Below are 17,164 nucleotides of genomic sequence, written 5' to 3'. Positions count from 1 at the left end.
GAATAATATTAACGCATATTTATTATCTTAATTTAATATTACAATCTTAGCCTTTCCACAAACTAGCTAAATCTTGCAATGAGAAGATGCCAGTTAAGATAGTTACTAATACTGCAATAATTCCGAACACTAACATCCAAGTAGGGTGTTTATAATCACCAACAATCGATTTCTTTCTACTCGCTATTAAAATTACACTTAATGTAATCGGTAAAATCCAACCGTTTATTACGCCTGCTATGATTAATAAGCTAACTGGTTTACCAATAAACAAGAAGATTAAAGTTGAAATAACGATAAATGAAATAACGATTAAATTATTTTTATTGAACAAAGATTTATGCATTGTCTTTAAGAACGTTGCGCTTGTATAAGCTGATCCAATAACAGAGGACATTGCTGCTGCAAAAATAACGAGTCCAAAAATGTTCTTACCAATTGGTCCAATCGCATGTTCGAACACTGAAGCTGGTGGATTCTCAGAACTTAATGTAACACCAGTTACAACAACACCTAAAACTGCCAAGAATAGTAAAGTACGCATCACACCAGTAGTTAAAATACCTGCAATAGCTGAATGATTCACAAACGGCAAAAAGTCTTTACCTTTTATGCCAGAATCTAAAATTCTATGGGCACCAGCAAAAGTTATGTAACCACCAACAGTACCACCTACAAGTGTGATAATTGGTAAAATCAACTTAATTGGATGTTCAGGAGCAAATGTATGTACTAGTGCATCACCATAAGGTGGATTGGACACTACCATGACATAGGCTACAACAAGAATCATAACAACTCCTAAAATCATAGACACAACATCCATAATTTTTTGACCACTTTTACTAACAAATATTAAGATAGCAAAAATAGCAGTTATCGCAGCACCCCATTTTACATCTATACCAAACATCGCATTTAGTCCAAGACCTGCTCCGGCTATATTACCTATATTAAATGCTAAGCCCCCAAATGCAATTAAAATCGAGACTACTGTTCCAAGACCAGGCAGTATCCTATTAGATACTTCTTGGCCTCTTAAACCAGTTACAACAAGTACACGCCAAATATTTATTTGAGCTCCAATATCAATAATTATAGAAATGAGAATAGCAAATGCAAAACTAGCATAAAATTGTGCAGTAAATACTGCTGTTTGTGTTAAAAATGCTGGACCGATAGCTGATGTAGCCATCAAAAATACAGATCCTAATAACAACCTTTTATGATTTCTAGTAAATTTAGCTTTCCCATTGTGATTTGATGATAGTTTTTCTCCCATCTAAAAACCCCCTATAAAGTTTGGATATCAATGCCTTCTTTCGTTAATTTTTCTCTTATTTTTGTTACGAATTCAAGCGCATGTGCGCCATCTCCATGAACACATATTGTGTCTGCTTGAAGAGTGATTTCCTTATTATTTTTTGAAATGACTTTATTCTCAGTTACCATTTTTACAACTTGTTCCAATGCTTCTTCAGAATCAGTAATCACTGCATCCGTTTCTTTACGACTTACAAGTTGACCATCATCTTCGTATCGACGATCTGCAAATACTTCTGAAGCTGTCTTTAATCCAACTTTTTCTGCTTCTGAAATAAGTAATGTATTAGCTAAACCAACAAATACAAGACTTGAGTCAAAATCATAAACTGCTTTAGCAATAGCATTTGCTATAGCTTCATCTTTAGCACCCATTTGGTACAATGCTCCATGAGGCTTAACATGATTCATTTTAACGTCGTGTATTTGACAAAAGCCATTTAATGCGCCTAATTGGTATACTACAATGTTATATATTTCATCAGGTGTCATATCTAATTTACGTCTACCAAAACCTTGTAAATCAGGTAAACCAGGATGTGCACCTATACCAATGTTATTTTTTTTAGCTAATTGAATTGTTTCATTCATTACATTCGCATCACCAGCATGAAAACCACAAGCAATGTTTGCTGATGTAATTAGAGGAAGAATATCTTTATCTCCACCAAAAGAATAATTACCAAATGCTTCGCCTAAATCGCAATTTAAATCAATTTGCATTATAATTCCACTCCTTTACTTATTTGATGTTTTTCAAGGAATTTAATATCAACATCTTTTGCGTCTCCATCTGAATATGCAGGATAGTTTAATACTGCATAAAGGAAATCTGCTGTTGTTGTAAAACCATCGATAACCATTTCATCTAAAGTTACTTTTAACTTTTGAATTGCGCTAGCTCTATCTGCACCTTTTACAATTACTTTTGCTACTAAAGAATCATAATAAGGAGATACTTTATATCCTGGATATAGAAGTGAATCTACTCTAACGTTAAAACCTTGTGGTAAGTGTAATGCATTTACTTTACCTGGTGTTGGTTGGAAATGCTTTTCAGGATTTTCAGCATTGATTCTTGCCTCAATTACATGACCATTAAACTTAATGTCTTCTTGTTTAAAAGGAAGCTCATCATGTTGTAGTAGATAAAGTTGTGCAAGTAATAAATCTCTGTCAGCACGCATTTCTGTAACAGTATGTTCTACTTGAATTCTTGCATTCATTTCAATGAAATAATGTGCATCTTCAGTAACTAAAAACTCAATCGTACCTGCACTTCTGTAATTTGAAGCTTGAGCAACTTTAACTGCATCATCACAAATACGTTGGCGTCTTTCCTCAGTTAGTGCAGCACATGGAGATTCTTCAATTAATTTTTGATTTTTTCTTTGTACTGAACAATCACGTTCTCCTAAATGAACAAAATTATCTTTTCCATCTCCAATAATTTGAACCTCAACATGTTTAGCAACAGGAATAAAGGCTTCTACATATACTCGGTCATCATTAAAGTATTTTTGTCCTTCACTTTTAGCTTCTTTTAACGCTTTTTCAAGATGGTCAGGTTCTTTAACAATACGTATTCCTTTACCACCGCCACCACTTGCAGCTTTTAAAACAACAGGATAACCAATGTCTTCTGCCAGTGTTTTTATTTCTTCTACAGTTTTAACTTCATCTGTTGAACCAGGTATAACAGGAACTCCAGCACCATCAACAGTTTGTCTAGCTGTAATTTTATCTCCCATCATTTCCATAGTTGTTTTATTAGGTCCGATAAAATTGATATTATTATCTTCTACAGCTTTAGCGAATGTTGTTGACTCAGATAAAAATCCATATCCCGGATGAATAGCATTCGCACCAGTTACCTCTGCAGCACCTATGATTCTAGGAATATTTAAATAACTATCTAGTGGATTTGCTTCACCAATACAAACTGCTTGATCAGCTAATCCTACATGTAAGCTATCTTCATCTCCTTTAGCATATACTGCTACAGTTTCAATGCCCATCTCTCTACAGGCACGAATAATTCTAACAGCAATTTCCCCTCTGTTTGCAATTAAACATCGATACATTTACTTGTACCCCCTTACTTCAACGTTACTAAAACTTGGTCATATTCAACATTAGTTCCATGATCGACAACAATTTCAGCTACTTCACCAGCAATATCACTAGTAACTTCATTCATTACTTTCATAGCTTCAATGTAACCAATAACATCGCCTTTTTCTACTTTATCGCCGACTTTAATTTGAGGTTCTGTTAATTCTTTACTATCTTGTAAAAAGAATGTTCCGACCATTGGTGATTTGATCGCATTTTCTTCAGATTGAACATCAGTTTTTTGAGAATCTTGTTGATTTACACCATTTGATGTCGCACCATTTTGAGCTTGAGGTACATTGGTAGGCTGTGCTAATACTTGTCCTTCTGTAAAATCTAATTCAATTTCACTTTCAAAATCTTTATATTTAAATTTTTTCACATCATTAGCTTTGACTAGTTTAATGATTTCTTCTATTTTTTTAGTATTCATTGATTAAATATCTCCTTTAAGTAGATTCGCTAATTTTTTTGATGTTTGTCTTAACATAGATAGTTCGTATAGCGGTTGTTTTTGTATATTTGATAATTCGTCTTCAAATTGCTCGTTAAATGTTGCAGATTCATTTATAGCATCTTCAATTGATATCCATTTAAATTGCACAGCTTCTCCTGGTTGTAATTGAACTAATTTATTTAATCCTAGTTGTGTTACTGTTGCAATTTTTGTATAGCCCCCAACAGTTTGTTTATCATTTAATAATACAATAGGGTTTCCATCATTTGGAACTTGGATACTGCCTAAGGCTACTGGTTCAGAAATAATATCTGCAGATTCTTCGGGTGGGATACTTTCACCTTTTAAGCGAAATCCCATTCTATCTGACATATCTGAGATAATAAATTCATTTTCAACTAATTTTGCTTTAGCCTCTTCTGAAAAAGCTTCAATTTGTGGCCCTTCGACAATATGAATCACATTGTCTTCATAGTTTAAATTTATTTCTGCAGCTTGACCTACATATTTCTTATATTTAGGTAATGATACTGTATCTATAACATCATCTTTCTTTAATGCACGACCTTTAAAGCCACCCATTTTACTTCTAGTATGCGTTGCATAACTATTTGCAACTTTTAGTATATCCAATGGTTGACCAAATGTAATGTAACCTCGAGCGCCTTTAATAGCATTACCGATTTCCAAAATATCACCTTGATGAACTTCATAGATGACTTGTGTCTGTATAGGGTTCCCGTTTAATTTTGCATTAAACTGTCCACCAGTAATGGTAAATGAATTATCACTTAAAAATTGTATAGATGGGCCTACAATTGTATATTCAAGTGAAGGGCCTTCATTACCGATTAGATGCTTAGCAATCAAATAGCTAAATTTATCAAGTGCGCCAGCTTCCGAAAAACCTAAATTCATATAGCCTTTTCTTCCTTCATCTTGAACGGTTGTGAACAAGCCTGGCTTTATAATTTTAATACTCATTGTCGTAAGTCACCCACTTATCTAATTCAAAATTTCCAGCATTAATATCTGCTTGAATTTGTTCAAATTCATCTTGTGTAATCGCTTTAAATTGAATATAGTCACCAGCTTCATAGATTGTCATTGGCTCTCTATCTAAATCAAATACTTTTAGCGGCGTACGTCCAATAATTTGCCAACCACCTGGTGAATCTAAAGGATATAAACCAGTTTGGTTATTCGCAATACCAACTGATCCTGCTTCAATTTTTACTCTTGGCTCTGAACGACGAGGTGTATGTATACGTTCGTCTAGACCACCTAAGTATGGAAATCCTGGCATAAAACCTAACATATATATTAAGTAGGGTTGTTGTGTATGTATCTGGATTACTTCCTCAGTTGTTAATTGATTACTAGAGGCAACTTCTTCCAAATCAGGTCCAAATTCTTCACCATAAACTACGGGTATTGTTACTACTTTTCGTTGTTGTAATTGATTTGATTCTGAGTCATTAAATTGATTAAGTTCTAAATTTTCAATTAATTTAGTGCCATCAATACTTGTGTTATCAAACGAAATCAAAATAGCTCTATATGAAGGTACTATATCTATGATTTCTTTATGATTTTGTTCCTTAATATATTGAACTAATTTATTTACTTTATTATATGTATCTTTAGTAATTTCATTATCAAAATAAATCATTAAAGATTGTTCATTTATCAATCTAGTTTCCAACTTACCAATTCCTCCCCTTTTATAGGACTAGTTTGTTGTGCTATATTATTGTATCATTTTATTTGCGTGATTGTTTAATAAATTATTCTAATTATTAGTAATAACCAATTTCTCAATTCATTCTAAGATTTACGTTTACTAATAATAATTACTAACTATTCAAAAAATTCTTTATTATATTTAATCATAATAAGTTTAATTTGTCACTGTAATCGTTATCACCAAATAAGTTTTCCTTATTAAAATGATTGCATTAAATTAAAAGATTTTTCAAATGTCTCACTTAAATATTAAACATTCCAAAAAAGCGCAAGGGAGTGGGACAGAAATATAAAGCACTACTCCTAATTTTATTAGGTTAGTAGTACTTACACATTAGCTTTAGCTAAGGTGTACATTAATGGAACACATGAGTTGAACTCATGCTTAAGAAATACTAATTTCTAAAGAAAAAGTATTTCTTTATCGTTGTCCCACCCCGGCAAGGTTGACTAGATTTGAAAAATAAAGTGTCACTACTATTTTAATAGTTTAGTGATACTTACACATTAGCTTTAGCTAATGTGTTCCACTAAGGATTACATGAGTTAACACTCATGCATAAGTAATTCTAATTTCTAAAGAAAAAAGAATTACTTTATCAGTCAACTACTGCCTATATATAATTGTAGCCTGAGACACTGATTTTTGTCCCAGGCTGTTGCGACTATTTTTAGAATAGTTAATTATTTTATATCTACAATTTTAACGTTGATTTCTCCACCGTTTGGTAGTGGTACACGAACTTCATCGTCTAATTCTTTACCAATTAATGCTGACGCCATTGGTGATTCGTTTGAGATTTTACCTTTAAATGCATCCGCTTCAGCTGAACCTACGATTTGGTAACTTTCTTCTTCGTCTCCTGGTAATTCGATAAACGTAACAGTTTTACCAATTTGTACTGTATTATTATCGCCTGTATCTTCAATGATTAAAGCGTTTCTAATCATATGTTCAATACGTTGGATATCTTGTTCAATAAAACCTTGTTCATCTTTAGCCGCATCATACTCTGAGTTCTCAGATAAATCGCCGAAAGAACGTGCAACTTTAATTTTTTCAACTACTTCAGGTCTTTTAACTGTTTTTAATTCTTCTAATTCTTGTTCTAATTTTTCATACCCTTCTTGAGTCATTGGATATTGTTTTTGATTTTCCATTATGTCATCTTCCTTTACTTTTAAATACTATTGTTTACTAACTAAAGATTGAATCTTAGTAGTCATAATGTCTATGGCTACTTTGTTACTACCACCTTCTGGGATGATGATGTCAGCATGTTTCTTAGTTGGTTCAATAAATTGCACGTGCATTGGACGCACCACATTTAAGTATTGATTGATAACCGAATCCATAGAACGTCCTCGCTCATGAGTGTCTCTTTTAAGACGACGTAAAATTCTTAAGTCTGCATCAGTGTCGACATATATTTTAACATCCATCATATCACGTAACGTTTTATTCTCTAAAGCGAAGATACCTTCTACGATGATAACATCTTTCGGTTCAAATGCAATCGTTTGATCGCTTCTTGTATGATTAGCATAATCGTATGTTGGTACTTTAACTGCTTTGCCATTTCGTAAATCTCTTAGATTTTGAATTAACAAATCGTTATCAAATGCAAATGGATGATCATAGTTTGTCTCCAAACGCTCTTCAAAAGTTAAATGTGATTGGTCTTTATAATAATAGTCTTGCGCTAATAATGCAATACTATGACCTTCAAGATTTTTCATAATTTCATTTGTGACTGTCGTTTTACCAGAGCCAGAGCCTCCAGCAATTCCTATAATCGTCGTTTGTGTCATTAACCGATTTCCTTTCTCATCAAGTTGTTTGCATAGATTGGACGATCAACTTTAATTTGTACAATTTGTAATGGATGGCGCGCAGCATCAAGCTCATTACCTTCTTCATCATAAATGGTATCAACAACTTGTTTAAAACTTTCAATTTCCGGACCAAAAAATTCAATTTCTTGTCCAGGTTTAAAGTGATTTCTTTGTTGAATTGTAGCAATTTTTGTATCCTGATCATAATCTAAAACTAAGCCACAAAAATCATAAGGAGACTTCTTCGATTGTTGTTCTCCAAACATTTGTTCCTCATATCCTGGAGTACCTTCAAAGAATGCTGGTGCTGTATCTCTATTAGCACATTTATCTAATTCCATTAACCATTCAGGTTGAATTTTAAAATTGTCTGGGTCTTCAGCATATGCATCAATTACTTTACGATATACTGACACAACAGTAGCTATATAATGAATTGATTTCATTCTGCCTTCTATTTTTAACGAATCAATACCTAAATCCATCATTTGTGGGATTGATTCGATTAATTTTAAGTCTTTCGGACTCATTGCAAATGGGACGATTTGTCCATCTTCATAAAATAAATCAAGTTCACCATCTTCATCTACTTGTAGTAAATCATAATCCCAACGACAACTTTGACAACAGCCACCTCTATTGGAATCACGTGCTGTCATGTGGTTACTTAATGTACATCTACCAGAATAAGCAATACACATAGCACCATGAATGAAGGCTTCTATTTCAATATCAACTTTTTCTTTCATTTCTTTCATTTCCATAGCTCCTGTTTCTCGAGCTAGAACTACACGATCTAATCCTTCTTCTTTCCAAAATTCAACTGCTTTATAATTAGATAAAGATTGTTGTGTGGATAAATGAATTTCTAATTTTGGTGCTACCTTTTTGCAAGTTTCAATAATAAGGGGGTCAGCAACAATAATACCTGTTGCACCTGTCGCTTCAAGATTAATAAGATAATCGTCTAACCCTTCCATATTATCGTCATGCGCAATAATATTAGTCGTAACATAAATTTTTGCACCATAACGGTTTGCAAACTCAACACCTTCAGCAATTTCTTCCATTGTGAAGTTATCAGCATTTGATCTTAAACCATATTCTTGTCCGCCTAAAAAAACTGCATCTGCGCCATAATGTACAGCAATTTTTAACTTTTCTAAGTTACCAGCTGGAGCAAGTAATTCTGGCTTCTTCATTTTAGTATTTGAAGTTTGTTTAACTTCTTCTAATGTCTTCATGATTCAGCCTCCTAATATACCGTATGCTTAAATAAGAAACCTTCATCAAATGGTCGATGTTCTGGTTGAATGTCTTCGATAGGATCTACAAGCATAAATTTTTCATCTTCATAAGTTTCAGGATCTTCATTATATAAATCTATTGCTTCTCTGTATTGTTGTGTAACAACATTGATATATTCTTCTGTCTGTAATATGCCGTCAATTTTAAATGAATCGATACCTGCTTCAAAAAACGGTTCTAATTCTTCTATAAGGCACATATCATTTGGTGACATAATATGTGTACCATTATAATCTTCAAAAACAGGATATTTATTTTCGCGTTCTTCATCATATAATAATAAATCATTTTGATTTTCATTACGTTGAATTTTCATTTGTCTATCTTGGAATGTATAATAGTTGCCTAATAACATTCTTTTAGATTGAAACATACATGTCATGCCATGAACTTGAACTTCTATTTCCACGTCAGCATGTTCTTTTATATTTATAATTTCTTCCAGACTTAATTCTCTCGCTAATACTGCTCTTGTAGCACCTTTTTGTCCCCAATAGTTACACTGAAAATAGTTAGTAACAAGTGTTTCTGCATCCCAATGTAATGGAATAGGATTATTTTGTTGTTTAACATACATCACAACAGCTGGGTCACCAAAAATAATTCTATCCACACCAATTTGATGTAAAAATTGAATATAATCTTCTACTGCTGCTAAATGATAATTATGAAACAAACCATTAACTGCAGCATACACTTTCTTATCATTCTCATGGGCTAATGTTACTGCTTTTTCCATGTCTTCTCGATTAAATTCTCCTGGAAGTCGTAAACCAAATTTTTGCTCACCAATAACAAATGCATCTGCACCTATTTCTATTAGTGTTTCCATATGTGTTATTGACTTAGGAGTAACTAGTAATTCTGTCATAGTCATTCTCCTTTAATAGATATTGCTAAACCATCGTCCATATTTAAAAAGTTAGTTGTATATTGTTCATTTTGCATTAACCATTCATTAAATTGTTGTACTTTTTTAACCATTTGACGTACGTTACGTGAACGAACTATATCGATATTTGAGACAAAACCATGATATAAAACGTTATCTGTCACAACAATGCCACCCTTTTTAAGTAAAGGCGTATATAGTTCAAAAAATTTCTTCGATTGTGCTTTCGCAGCATCAATAAATAACATGTCAAACGTTTGAGATTTAACTTTATCAAATTGTTCTAATGCATCACCTTCAATTAACTCAATTTGATTAGTAAATTGATTAGAAGTGATATTATGTTTCGCTTGGTCTATCATTTCTGGGTCTCTTTCCATTGTAGTTACATGTATATCATTAGACACTGAAGCAAATTGCATTGAACTGTATCCTATAGCCGTACCAATTTCTAAAATCCGTTTAGTTTGATGAATACGTATAATTTGTTTGATTATTTCTAGTGTATTACGATCCACGATCGGCACTTGATTTGTATTTTCATATTCTCTTAAAAGTTCAATGTCATTATCATTAGTTTTATGTAAATTGAGAATATAACTTTCATTATTATCCATTATACAACGACTTCCTTTGTGTAAAATAACTACAATTTAAAAAGGCAATAAAATAAATCAGTCACAATATTGATTAGTAAAATAACCAATGGCTTTGACTGATTGTAACTACGTACAAGTATTTTAAACGTTATGTTACATAACGATATATAAAATATTTAACTCCAAATATTTTACCATAAATTCTTTGTGAATATAAGTATAAATCTAAATGATAAGCATGTATGTAAACAAACTTTGAACAAATCATATATAGAAAAACTCCTTATGTCAGATATTCAATAGATATCGTTACATAAGGAGTAAAATTTAAATATTTATTCTAAGATTATTCATCAATTTCAGTATTAACTACTTCTTCAATCATATCCCATTCTTCATCTGTTTCGATTGGGACTAATTTACCACCGTCACCTGATTCATCAGGTTCATTTATCATTGGTACTAATTCAATCATGTCGTCTTCATCAGATTGTGCGCCTTCTTCAGCAAGTACTACATATTCTTTTTTGAATTCAGGATGATAGAATTCAAGCATTTTACGATAAAGAACTTCATTTCCATCTTCATCATATAATGTCAATAATTCTTCTTCATTGTTAATTTTTAATTCTGCATCGTGATTATGTTCAGTCATTTTATTTCTCCTTTTATTAAATAGAGTCTAGGTAGCCTTGTAATATAAATACGGCTGCCATTTTATCTATTACTTTTTTTCTTTTTTGTCTTGAAACATCTGCTTCTAGTAATGACTTTTCAGCTGCCATCGTGCTAAGTCTTTCATCCCACGTGACAATCTCAATAGATGGTAATGCTTCTTGAAGTTTCTCTTTGTATTGTAACGAAGCCTCTCCACGAAATCCAATAGAATTGTTCATGTTTTTGGGCAAACCGATTACAACTGTACCGACATCATTTTTCTTGATGATTTCAACTAATTGTTCGATGCCTAATTCATTATTTTGTTCATCGATATGGATTGTGTCTAAACCTTGAGCAGTCCAACCCATTAAATCACTAATCGCTATTCCTACTGTTTTACTACCTACGTCTAAACCAAGTATTTTATGCTTTAACATTGATACTATTCTTTAGACTCAGCTAAATAATTAGATACGAGTTCTTCCATAATCACATCTCTATCAATGTGACGAATTTGATTTCTAGCTTCATTTTGACGTGGAATATAAGCAGGATCACCTGATAATAAATATCCTACGATTTGATTTACTGCATTGTATCCGCGTTCTTCTAGTGTTCGGTGGACATTCTCTAATACTGATTTGACATCTTCTTCTGGAATATCTTCATATTTAAATTTCATTGTTTTATCAAAGTTTTCCATTTCGTCACTCCTTCAATTCATAAATTGATTCCATTTTATTCTACACGAACTGTAACTAAAATTACATATTTTTAATGTAATCTTTAATAAAGCGTAATGATTCTGTGATATTTTCAGGTTGAGTACCGCCACCTTGAGCCATATCTGGACGGCCACCACCTTTACCACCAACGATTGGTGCCATATTTTTAATGATGTCACCTGCTTTAATTTGATCTGTATGAGTTTTAGGAACTGTAGCTATAATAGAAACTTTACCATCTACATTACTTGCTAAGACGATAATAGTGTCTTGTAATTTTGATTTAAAGTCGTCCATAGTTGAGCGAATTGCTTTAGCATTAGGTACTTCAACTTCTGTTGCCAATACTTTAAAAGCATTTATTGTTTCTACTTGATCTTCGATATTACCCATTTTAAGATTTGTAATTTCTTTATCACGTTGTTCTAAACGTTTTAATAAGTTCTTTTCTTCTTCTTGTAATTGAGTAATTTTGTCTACAACTTGATCATCTGTTTTCACTTTAACTTGATCTTTAATAATATTGAATTGAGTTTGGATATGTTCTAAATATAAGAACGCTGATTTTCCTGTTAATGCTTCGATACGTCTAACACCTGCACCAGTACCAGATTCACTAACAATTTTGAATAAACCAATTTCAGCAGTATTGTCTACGTGAATACCACCACATAATTCTATTGAAAATGGTGCCATATTAACGACTCTTACAATATCACCATATTTTTCACCAAACAGTGCCATTGCACCCATTTCTTTAGCTTCATTAATTCCCATTTCTTGAATATGAACAGAAATACCTCTCCAGATTTCTTCATTGACACGTCTTTCAACCTGATCAATTTCATCTTGAGTCATTTGTCCAAAATGAGAGAAGTCGAATCTTAAACGGTCTGGTGCTACTAATGAACCTGCTTGGTTAACATGGTCACCTAAAACTTCTTTTAAAGCAGCGTGCAATAAGTGTGTGGCACTATGGTTTTTTTGGATAGAACGACGTTCATCTTTGTTCACACTAGCATCAACTTGTGCACCTTTTGTTACTTGACCAAATTGAATTTCACCTTTGTGTAAATTTTGACCATTAGGTGCCTTAGTAACTTCAGTCACTAAAATTTCAAAATGCTCATTACTAACAGTACCATTATCAGCTACTTGTCCACCACTCACTGCATAAAATGGTGTGTCTTTTAACATGAAGTAAATTGTTTCACCAGCATCTGCTTTTTCAACTTCTTCTCCATTTTCAATAAGGTGAATCAATTCTGTTTGATAATCTGTAGTATCATAACCAACAAAGTGACTTTCAGTAGTAATATTTTTTAATACTTCACTTTGAACTTGCATAGATTGTGAATTTTGGCGAGCTTGACGTGCTCTATCGCGTTGTTGTTGCATTTCTGCTTCAAATGTAGCCATATCAACAGTTAAACCTTCTTGAATTGCTAACTCTTCAGTAAGTTCAATTGGGAAGCCATACGTATCATATAATTTAAAAGCATCTTTACCATTAATTTCATTATTAGTTTCTTTGGCTTTACTAATAAATCCATTTAAAATTGAAAGACCTTCTTCAAGTGTTTCATGGAATCTTTCTTCTTCTGATTTGATAACGCGTTTAATAAAATCACTTTTATCTTTGACATTTGGATAATAAGGTTCCATGATATCCGCAACAATATCAACTAATTTATACATAAATGGCTCATTGATATCTAATGTTTGGCTAAATCTTACTGCTCTACGCAATAATCTACGTAATACATAGCCACGTCCTTCATTTGCTGGTAAAGCACCATCAGCAATTGCAAATGAAATAGTTCTAATATGGTCAGCTATAACTTTAAACGCTACATCTTGCTCATCTTTTTGAAGGTATTTTTTACCTGACACTTCTTCGACTTCATTAATTATTGGCATAAATAAATCTGTTTCATAATTTGTACGTACATTTTGTGAGATAGAAGTCATACGTTCTAATCCCATGCCGGTATCAATATTTTTATTTGGAAGTGGTGTATAAGTATGATCTTTATTATGATTAAATTCACTAAACACTAAATTCCACACTTCTAAATAGCGTTCGTTTTCTCCACCTGGATACATTTCCTCTTCTGGATCATCTTGGCCAAAATCATTACCGCGATCATAGAAAATTTCAGTATTAGGTCCAGAAGGTCCTTCACCAATATCCCAAAAGTTACCTTCTATACGAATAATTCGACTTTCTTCTAAGCCAATTTGTTCGTTCCAAATTTTATAAGCTTCTGTATCTTCTGGATGTATTGTGACGTATAATTTTTCTGGCTCCATACCCATCCATTTATCGCTTGTTAAAAATTCCCATGCAAATTCTATAGCTTCTTTCTTAAAATAGTCACCAATTGAGAAATTACCTAGCATTTCAAAGAAAGTATGGTGTCTTGCTGTGAAACCTACATTTTCAATATCATTCGTACGAATAGCCTTTTGTGAGTTAACAATTCTTGGTTTCTTAGGTGTTTCTCGACCATCGAAATATTTTTTTAAAGTTGCAACTCCAGAGTTAATCCAAAGTAAACTATCATCATCGATAGGTACTAATGGTGCAGATGGTTCAACCATATGACCTTTTTCAACAAAGAAGTCTAAATATTTTTGTCTAATTTCGCTTGCTTTTAAATTTTTCATCCACGTACACTCCCTATATTTAGTTCATACACATTTTTATTAAGTTTATATTGGACACTAGTGTTATAAGGTAAACAAAAAACGTTCATCCACAAAAGGGACGAACGTTGTCGCGGTACCACCCTAGTTATAAGTTATTACGGTTAGGATTAATACTGCATTTATTAGAATATGAATTTTAATCAATTATTCCATGCTAACCTTTACTTATCACTTTAGTCACATATTTAAATTGACACAAAGTAGCGTTCAACAATTTTAATTGTGCTTTCCACCAACCAGCACATCTCTTAAAATTCAAAATTGTTTACTCGTCTTTATGCGAACTTAAGTTTATTTTAATTTTATTGTTTTCAAATGTCAACGATTAGCGAAATCATACGGTGAAGTTTCTCCCATATTAATCATAGGATCAATTTGATATATTGTTTCTTCAGTTAATTCTATAGTCATAGCCTTGTCTGAATCATTTTCATCATTTTCATCTGAAACATCATCTTCATAATGTATACCTTGTGAATCATTTGACTCATTATTCTCTTCAGTTAAAGATAAATCATAGGATTTTTCTTCAGTAAAGTATTGTTTTAATAAAGTAAATAATTGCGTTAATCTTTTCTGACCGTTTGTGTTAAGACCGATATCAAACGCTTGGGGATCCCCTAGTAATACTAATGATTGTTTCGCTCTTGTTAAACCAGTATATAAAATAGGTCTTTGTAGCATTCTAAAATATTGTTTAACTATAGGCATAATCACGATTGGAAATTCTGAACCTTGAGATTTATGGATAGATGTACAGTATGCATGGGTTAATTCGAGCATATCCTGTCTTGTAAAAGTAATTTCATTTCCTTCAAAGTCTACGACTAGTACATCCTTGTTTAAAGCATTTTCTTTTGCCCAGAAAATACCAACAATTACGCCAATGTCCCCGTTAAAGATATTATCATTGGGACGATTAACTAATTGTAGAACTTTATCTCCTTTTCTAAAGACAACATCGCCAAATTCGATTTCTCTAGTATCTTTTTCTTTTGGATTTAGAATAGATTGTAATATTTGATTTAACCTTTTAATACCTGCATTACCTTTATACATTGGTGCTAGTACTTGAATATCACTCATGTCATATCCTTTATTTACCGCACTGTTTACGACTTTCTCAACTACATTAGGTATTTGTTCTGTACCACAATTAATAAAACTTCTGTCATGGAATCGTTGTGTAATATCAATTGGTTGTCCTAACTTCATGCGATGTGCCAATTCTATAATACTAGATCCATCTTGTTGTCTATATACCTCAGTTAAATTAACCCTTGGAATCGTATTTGAGTCTATTAAATCTTTAAAGACTTGTCCAGGTCCAACAGAAGGAAGTTGGTCTTCATCTCCTACAAGAATAATTTGAGCATCTAATGGCACTGCACTTAAAAATTGATGGAATAGCCAAGTATCAACCATTGACATTTCATCAATTATAATCAAACGCGCATTAATTTCATTTTCCAAAATATCTTCAGGTTGGGTATCTTGATTCCATCCAATCAATCTATGAATCGTCATGGCTTCTAATCCAGTAGATTCTTGTAATCTTTTTGAAGCTCTACCTGTTGGTGCTGCTAGTACAACTGGATAATCATCTTCTTGATAGTCATCGTAGTCTAAAGATATTCCGTGCACCTCTGCATATAATTCCACTATTCCTTTTATAACTGTTGTCTTCCCTGTTCCCGGTCCACCAGTTAGTAACATAATTTTAGAATTTATAGCCGTTTGTAATGCATCTTTTTGTGAAGCAGCATAGCTCACTTCATTATTTGTTTCGATATCACCTATATGTAATTGTAAATCAGATTGTTCTATTTCTTTTAATTTTGTAGTATGAGTTTTAATTCTATATAAGTTTTGAACACTTTTTAATTCTGAATAGTAAAGACTTGGAATCGATATTTTTTCTTTATCTACAATTAATCTTTTTTCTTCATTCAGTTGTAATAACATTGTTTGTAAATGCTCATGATTAATTTGGTTATCATCATTATTATTATTTTGTGTTAAAACATTAAAAGTTGCTGCAATAATTTGATCATTAGGTATATAAGTATGTCCTTGTTTAATACATTCTTCCTCTAACGTAAATAATAAACCTGCTTTTAAACGTTCAGGGTCATCAAATTTAATTCCTATTTTTTGTGCTAATTGATCAGCTTTACTAAAGCCAATACCTTTAATATCATAGACAAGTTGATATGGATTTTTATCTAATACACTTAACGTTTCTGCACCGTAATATTGATAAATAGAACTAGCTAATTTTGGACCAAAACCTAAATCATGTAATCTAATCATGACTTTTTCAGATTCTTGATTAGAAGCAATTTGTTCTGCAATTTGCTTTTGTTTTTTCTTAGGCAAGCTAGGTACTTTTTCGAGAACACTAGCGTCGTTTAAAATATCATTAATCGCATTTTCTCCTAAAGTATTTACGATGTTTTGTGCTGTTTTTTTACCTATTCCTTTAAATAAATCACTTGATAAATAACTGATGATTGCATCTTTAGTTTGTGGTAATTCTTTTTCAAATGTTTCGGCTTTTAATTGTTTACCATATCTTGGATGCTCAACAGTTTGTCCTTTAAATGTATATACATCACCTTCAACAACATTAGGAAGAAACCCTACCACTGTTGGCATTGTATCAAATGATTCGTTTGTCTCAATGGTATCCACTTTTAAAACTGTATAGTAATTATCACTATTTTGAAACAAAATCGCTTCTACAGTGCCTTTTATCATTGAATAATCAAATAGTGTAGGGTCAGTCATA

General features: G+C 32.3%; 16 protein-coding genes. All 16 read right to left on the bottom strand.

The window, feature by feature from the left end:
- Positions 1-46 precede the first annotated feature (46 nt).
- Positions 47-1,282: an NRAMP family divalent metal transporter gene (locus N524_RS0104010; RefSeq protein ID WP_029055718.1), complete on the bottom strand. Its 1,236-nt coding sequence runs from the start codon at positions 1,280-1,282 to the stop codon at positions 47-49.
- Positions 1,283-1,293: 11 nt separating this feature from the next.
- Entirely contained in the window at positions 1,294-2,046 is a 753-nt protein-coding gene (gene pxpA, locus N524_RS0104005; RefSeq protein ID WP_029055717.1) for a 5-oxoprolinase subunit PxpA, read from the bottom strand.
- Positions 2,046-3,407, bottom strand: coding sequence for an acetyl-CoA carboxylase biotin carboxylase subunit (locus N524_RS0104000; RefSeq protein ID WP_017637091.1), 1,362 nt, complete (start codon positions 3,405-3,407; stop codon positions 2,046-2,048). Before N524_RS0104000 ends, pxpA begins: the two co-directional genes overlap by 1 nt.
- Before the next feature lie 14 nt (positions 3,408-3,421).
- Positions 3,422-3,871: an acetyl-CoA carboxylase biotin carboxyl carrier protein gene (locus tag N524_RS0103995; protein WP_029055716.1), complete on the bottom strand. Its 450-nt coding sequence runs from the start codon at positions 3,869-3,871 to the stop codon at positions 3,422-3,424.
- 3 nt (positions 3,872-3,874) lie between these two features.
- A complete protein-coding gene (locus tag N524_RS0103990) occupies positions 3,875-4,879 on the bottom strand; it encodes a biotin-dependent carboxyltransferase family protein (RefSeq protein ID WP_029055715.1) in 1,005 nt (334 codons plus the stop codon).
- A complete protein-coding gene (gene pxpB, locus N524_RS0103985) occupies positions 4,869-5,600 on the bottom strand; it encodes a 5-oxoprolinase subunit PxpB (protein ID WP_029055714.1) in 732 nt (243 codons plus the stop codon). Before pxpB ends, N524_RS0103990 begins: the two co-directional genes overlap by 11 nt.
- A 725-nt stretch (positions 5,601-6,325) precedes the next feature.
- The gene (gene greA / locus N524_RS0103980) at positions 6,326-6,802 is read right to left on the bottom strand and encodes a transcription elongation factor GreA (protein WP_017637087.1); all 477 of its coding nucleotides are present in this window, start codon (positions 6,800-6,802) and stop codon (positions 6,326-6,328) included.
- A gap of 27 nt (positions 6,803-6,829) precedes the next feature.
- Complete coding sequence (gene udk, locus N524_RS0103975) at positions 6,830-7,453, bottom strand: uridine kinase (protein ID WP_017637086.1); 624 nt, start codon at positions 7,451-7,453, stop codon at positions 6,830-6,832.
- Positions 7,453-8,721, bottom strand: a complete 1,269-nt coding sequence (locus N524_RS0103970; RefSeq protein ID WP_017637085.1) for a peptidase U32 family protein — start codon at positions 8,719-8,721, stop codon at positions 7,453-7,455. The genes udk and N524_RS0103970 overlap by 1 nt, the downstream gene beginning before the upstream one ends.
- An 11-nt stretch (positions 8,722-8,732) precedes the next feature.
- Positions 8,733-9,656: a peptidase U32 family protein gene (locus tag N524_RS0103965; RefSeq protein ID WP_029055713.1), complete on the bottom strand. Its 924-nt coding sequence runs from the start codon at positions 9,654-9,656 to the stop codon at positions 8,733-8,735.
- Between the two features lie 2 nt (positions 9,657-9,658).
- A complete protein-coding gene (locus N524_RS0103960) occupies positions 9,659-10,294 on the bottom strand; it encodes an O-methyltransferase (protein WP_029055712.1) in 636 nt (211 codons plus the stop codon).
- Between the two features lie 328 nt (positions 10,295-10,622).
- Positions 10,623-10,931 (bottom strand): DUF1292 domain-containing protein, encoded by a 309-nt coding sequence (locus tag N524_RS0103955; protein WP_017637082.1) that lies wholly within the window; start codon positions 10,929-10,931, stop codon positions 10,623-10,625.
- 16 nt (positions 10,932-10,947) lie between these two features.
- Positions 10,948-11,373 carry a Holliday junction resolvase RuvX gene (gene ruvX / locus N524_RS0103950; RefSeq protein WP_029055711.1) on the bottom strand — a complete coding sequence of 142 codons (426 nt, stop codon included), beginning with the start codon at positions 11,371-11,373 and terminating at the stop codon, positions 10,948-10,950.
- 5 nt (positions 11,374-11,378) lie between these two features.
- Positions 11,379-11,639: an IreB family regulatory phosphoprotein gene (locus N524_RS0103945; protein ID WP_017637080.1), complete on the bottom strand. Its 261-nt coding sequence runs from the start codon at positions 11,637-11,639 to the stop codon at positions 11,379-11,381.
- A 61-nt stretch (positions 11,640-11,700) separates the two neighbouring features.
- Entirely contained in the window at positions 11,701-14,331 is a 2,631-nt protein-coding gene (gene alaS, locus N524_RS0103940; protein WP_029055710.1) for an alanine--tRNA ligase, read from the bottom strand.
- Positions 14,332-14,691: 360 nt separating this feature from the next.
- Positions 14,692-17,163, bottom strand: coding sequence for an SF1B family DNA helicase RecD2 (gene recD2 / locus N524_RS0103935; protein ID WP_029055709.1), 2,472 nt, complete (start codon positions 17,161-17,163; stop codon positions 14,692-14,694).
- Position 17,164 lies beyond the last annotated feature (1 nt).

Origin of the sequence: Staphylococcus sp. URHA0057, assembly GCF_000620265.1 — a bacterium.
Taxonomy (GTDB): Bacteria; Bacillota; Bacilli; order Staphylococcales; family Staphylococcaceae; genus Staphylococcus; species Staphylococcus pasteuri.
Note: the sequence above shows the minus strand (reverse complement) of the source record. Positions and strands in the feature narration are given on the sequence as shown.

What these genes read in the sequence shown, in the direction of transcription:
- N524_RS0103995 (WP_029055716.1), bottom strand. Translation starts at nt 3,871, where the DNA reads ATGAATACTAAAAAAATAGAAGAAATCATTAAACTAGTCAAAGCTAAT.
- N524_RS0103970 (WP_017637085.1), bottom strand. Translation starts at nt 8,721, where the DNA reads ATGAAGACATTAGAAGAAGTTAAACAAACTTCAAATACTAAAATGAAG.
- udk (WP_017637086.1), bottom strand. Translation starts at nt 7,453, where the DNA reads ATGACACAAACGACGATTATAGGAATTGCTGGAGGCTCTGGCTCTGGT.
- N524_RS0104010 (WP_029055718.1), bottom strand. Translation starts at nt 1,282, where the DNA reads ATGGGAGAAAAACTATCATCAAATCACAATGGGAAAGCTAAATTTACT.
- ruvX (WP_029055711.1), bottom strand. Translation starts at nt 11,373, where the DNA reads ATGTTAAAGCATAAAATACTTGGTTTAGACGTAGGTAGTAAAACAGTA.
- recD2 (WP_029055709.1), bottom strand. Translation starts at nt 17,163, where the DNA reads ATGACTGACCCTACACTATTTGATTATTCAATGATAAAAGGCACTGTA.
- N524_RS0103965 (WP_029055713.1), bottom strand. Translation starts at nt 9,656, where the DNA reads ATGACAGAATTACTAGTTACTCCTAAGTCAATAACACATATGGAAACA.
- pxpA (WP_029055717.1), bottom strand. Translation starts at nt 2,046, where the DNA reads ATGCAAATTGATTTAAATTGCGATTTAGGCGAAGCATTTGGTAATTAT.
- N524_RS0103955 (WP_017637082.1), bottom strand. Translation starts at nt 10,931, where the DNA reads ATGACTGAACATAATCACGATGCAGAATTAAAAATTAACAATGAAGAA.
- N524_RS0103990 (WP_029055715.1), bottom strand. Translation starts at nt 4,879, where the DNA reads ATGAGTATTAAAATTATAAAGCCAGGCTTGTTCACAACCGTTCAAGAT.
- N524_RS0103945 (WP_017637080.1), bottom strand. Translation starts at nt 11,639, where the DNA reads ATGGAAAACTTTGATAAAACAATGAAATTTAAATATGAAGATATTCCA.
- alaS (WP_029055710.1), bottom strand. Translation starts at nt 14,331, where the DNA reads ATGAAAAATTTAAAAGCAAGCGAAATTAGACAAAAATATTTAGACTTC.
- N524_RS0104000 (WP_017637091.1), bottom strand. Translation starts at nt 3,407, where the DNA reads ATGTATCGATGTTTAATTGCAAACAGAGGGGAAATTGCTGTTAGAATT.
- greA (WP_017637087.1), bottom strand. Translation starts at nt 6,802, where the DNA reads ATGGAAAATCAAAAACAATATCCAATGACTCAAGAAGGGTATGAAAAA.
- N524_RS0103960 (WP_029055712.1), bottom strand. Translation starts at nt 10,294, where the DNA reads ATGGATAATAATGAAAGTTATATTCTCAATTTACATAAAACTAATGAT.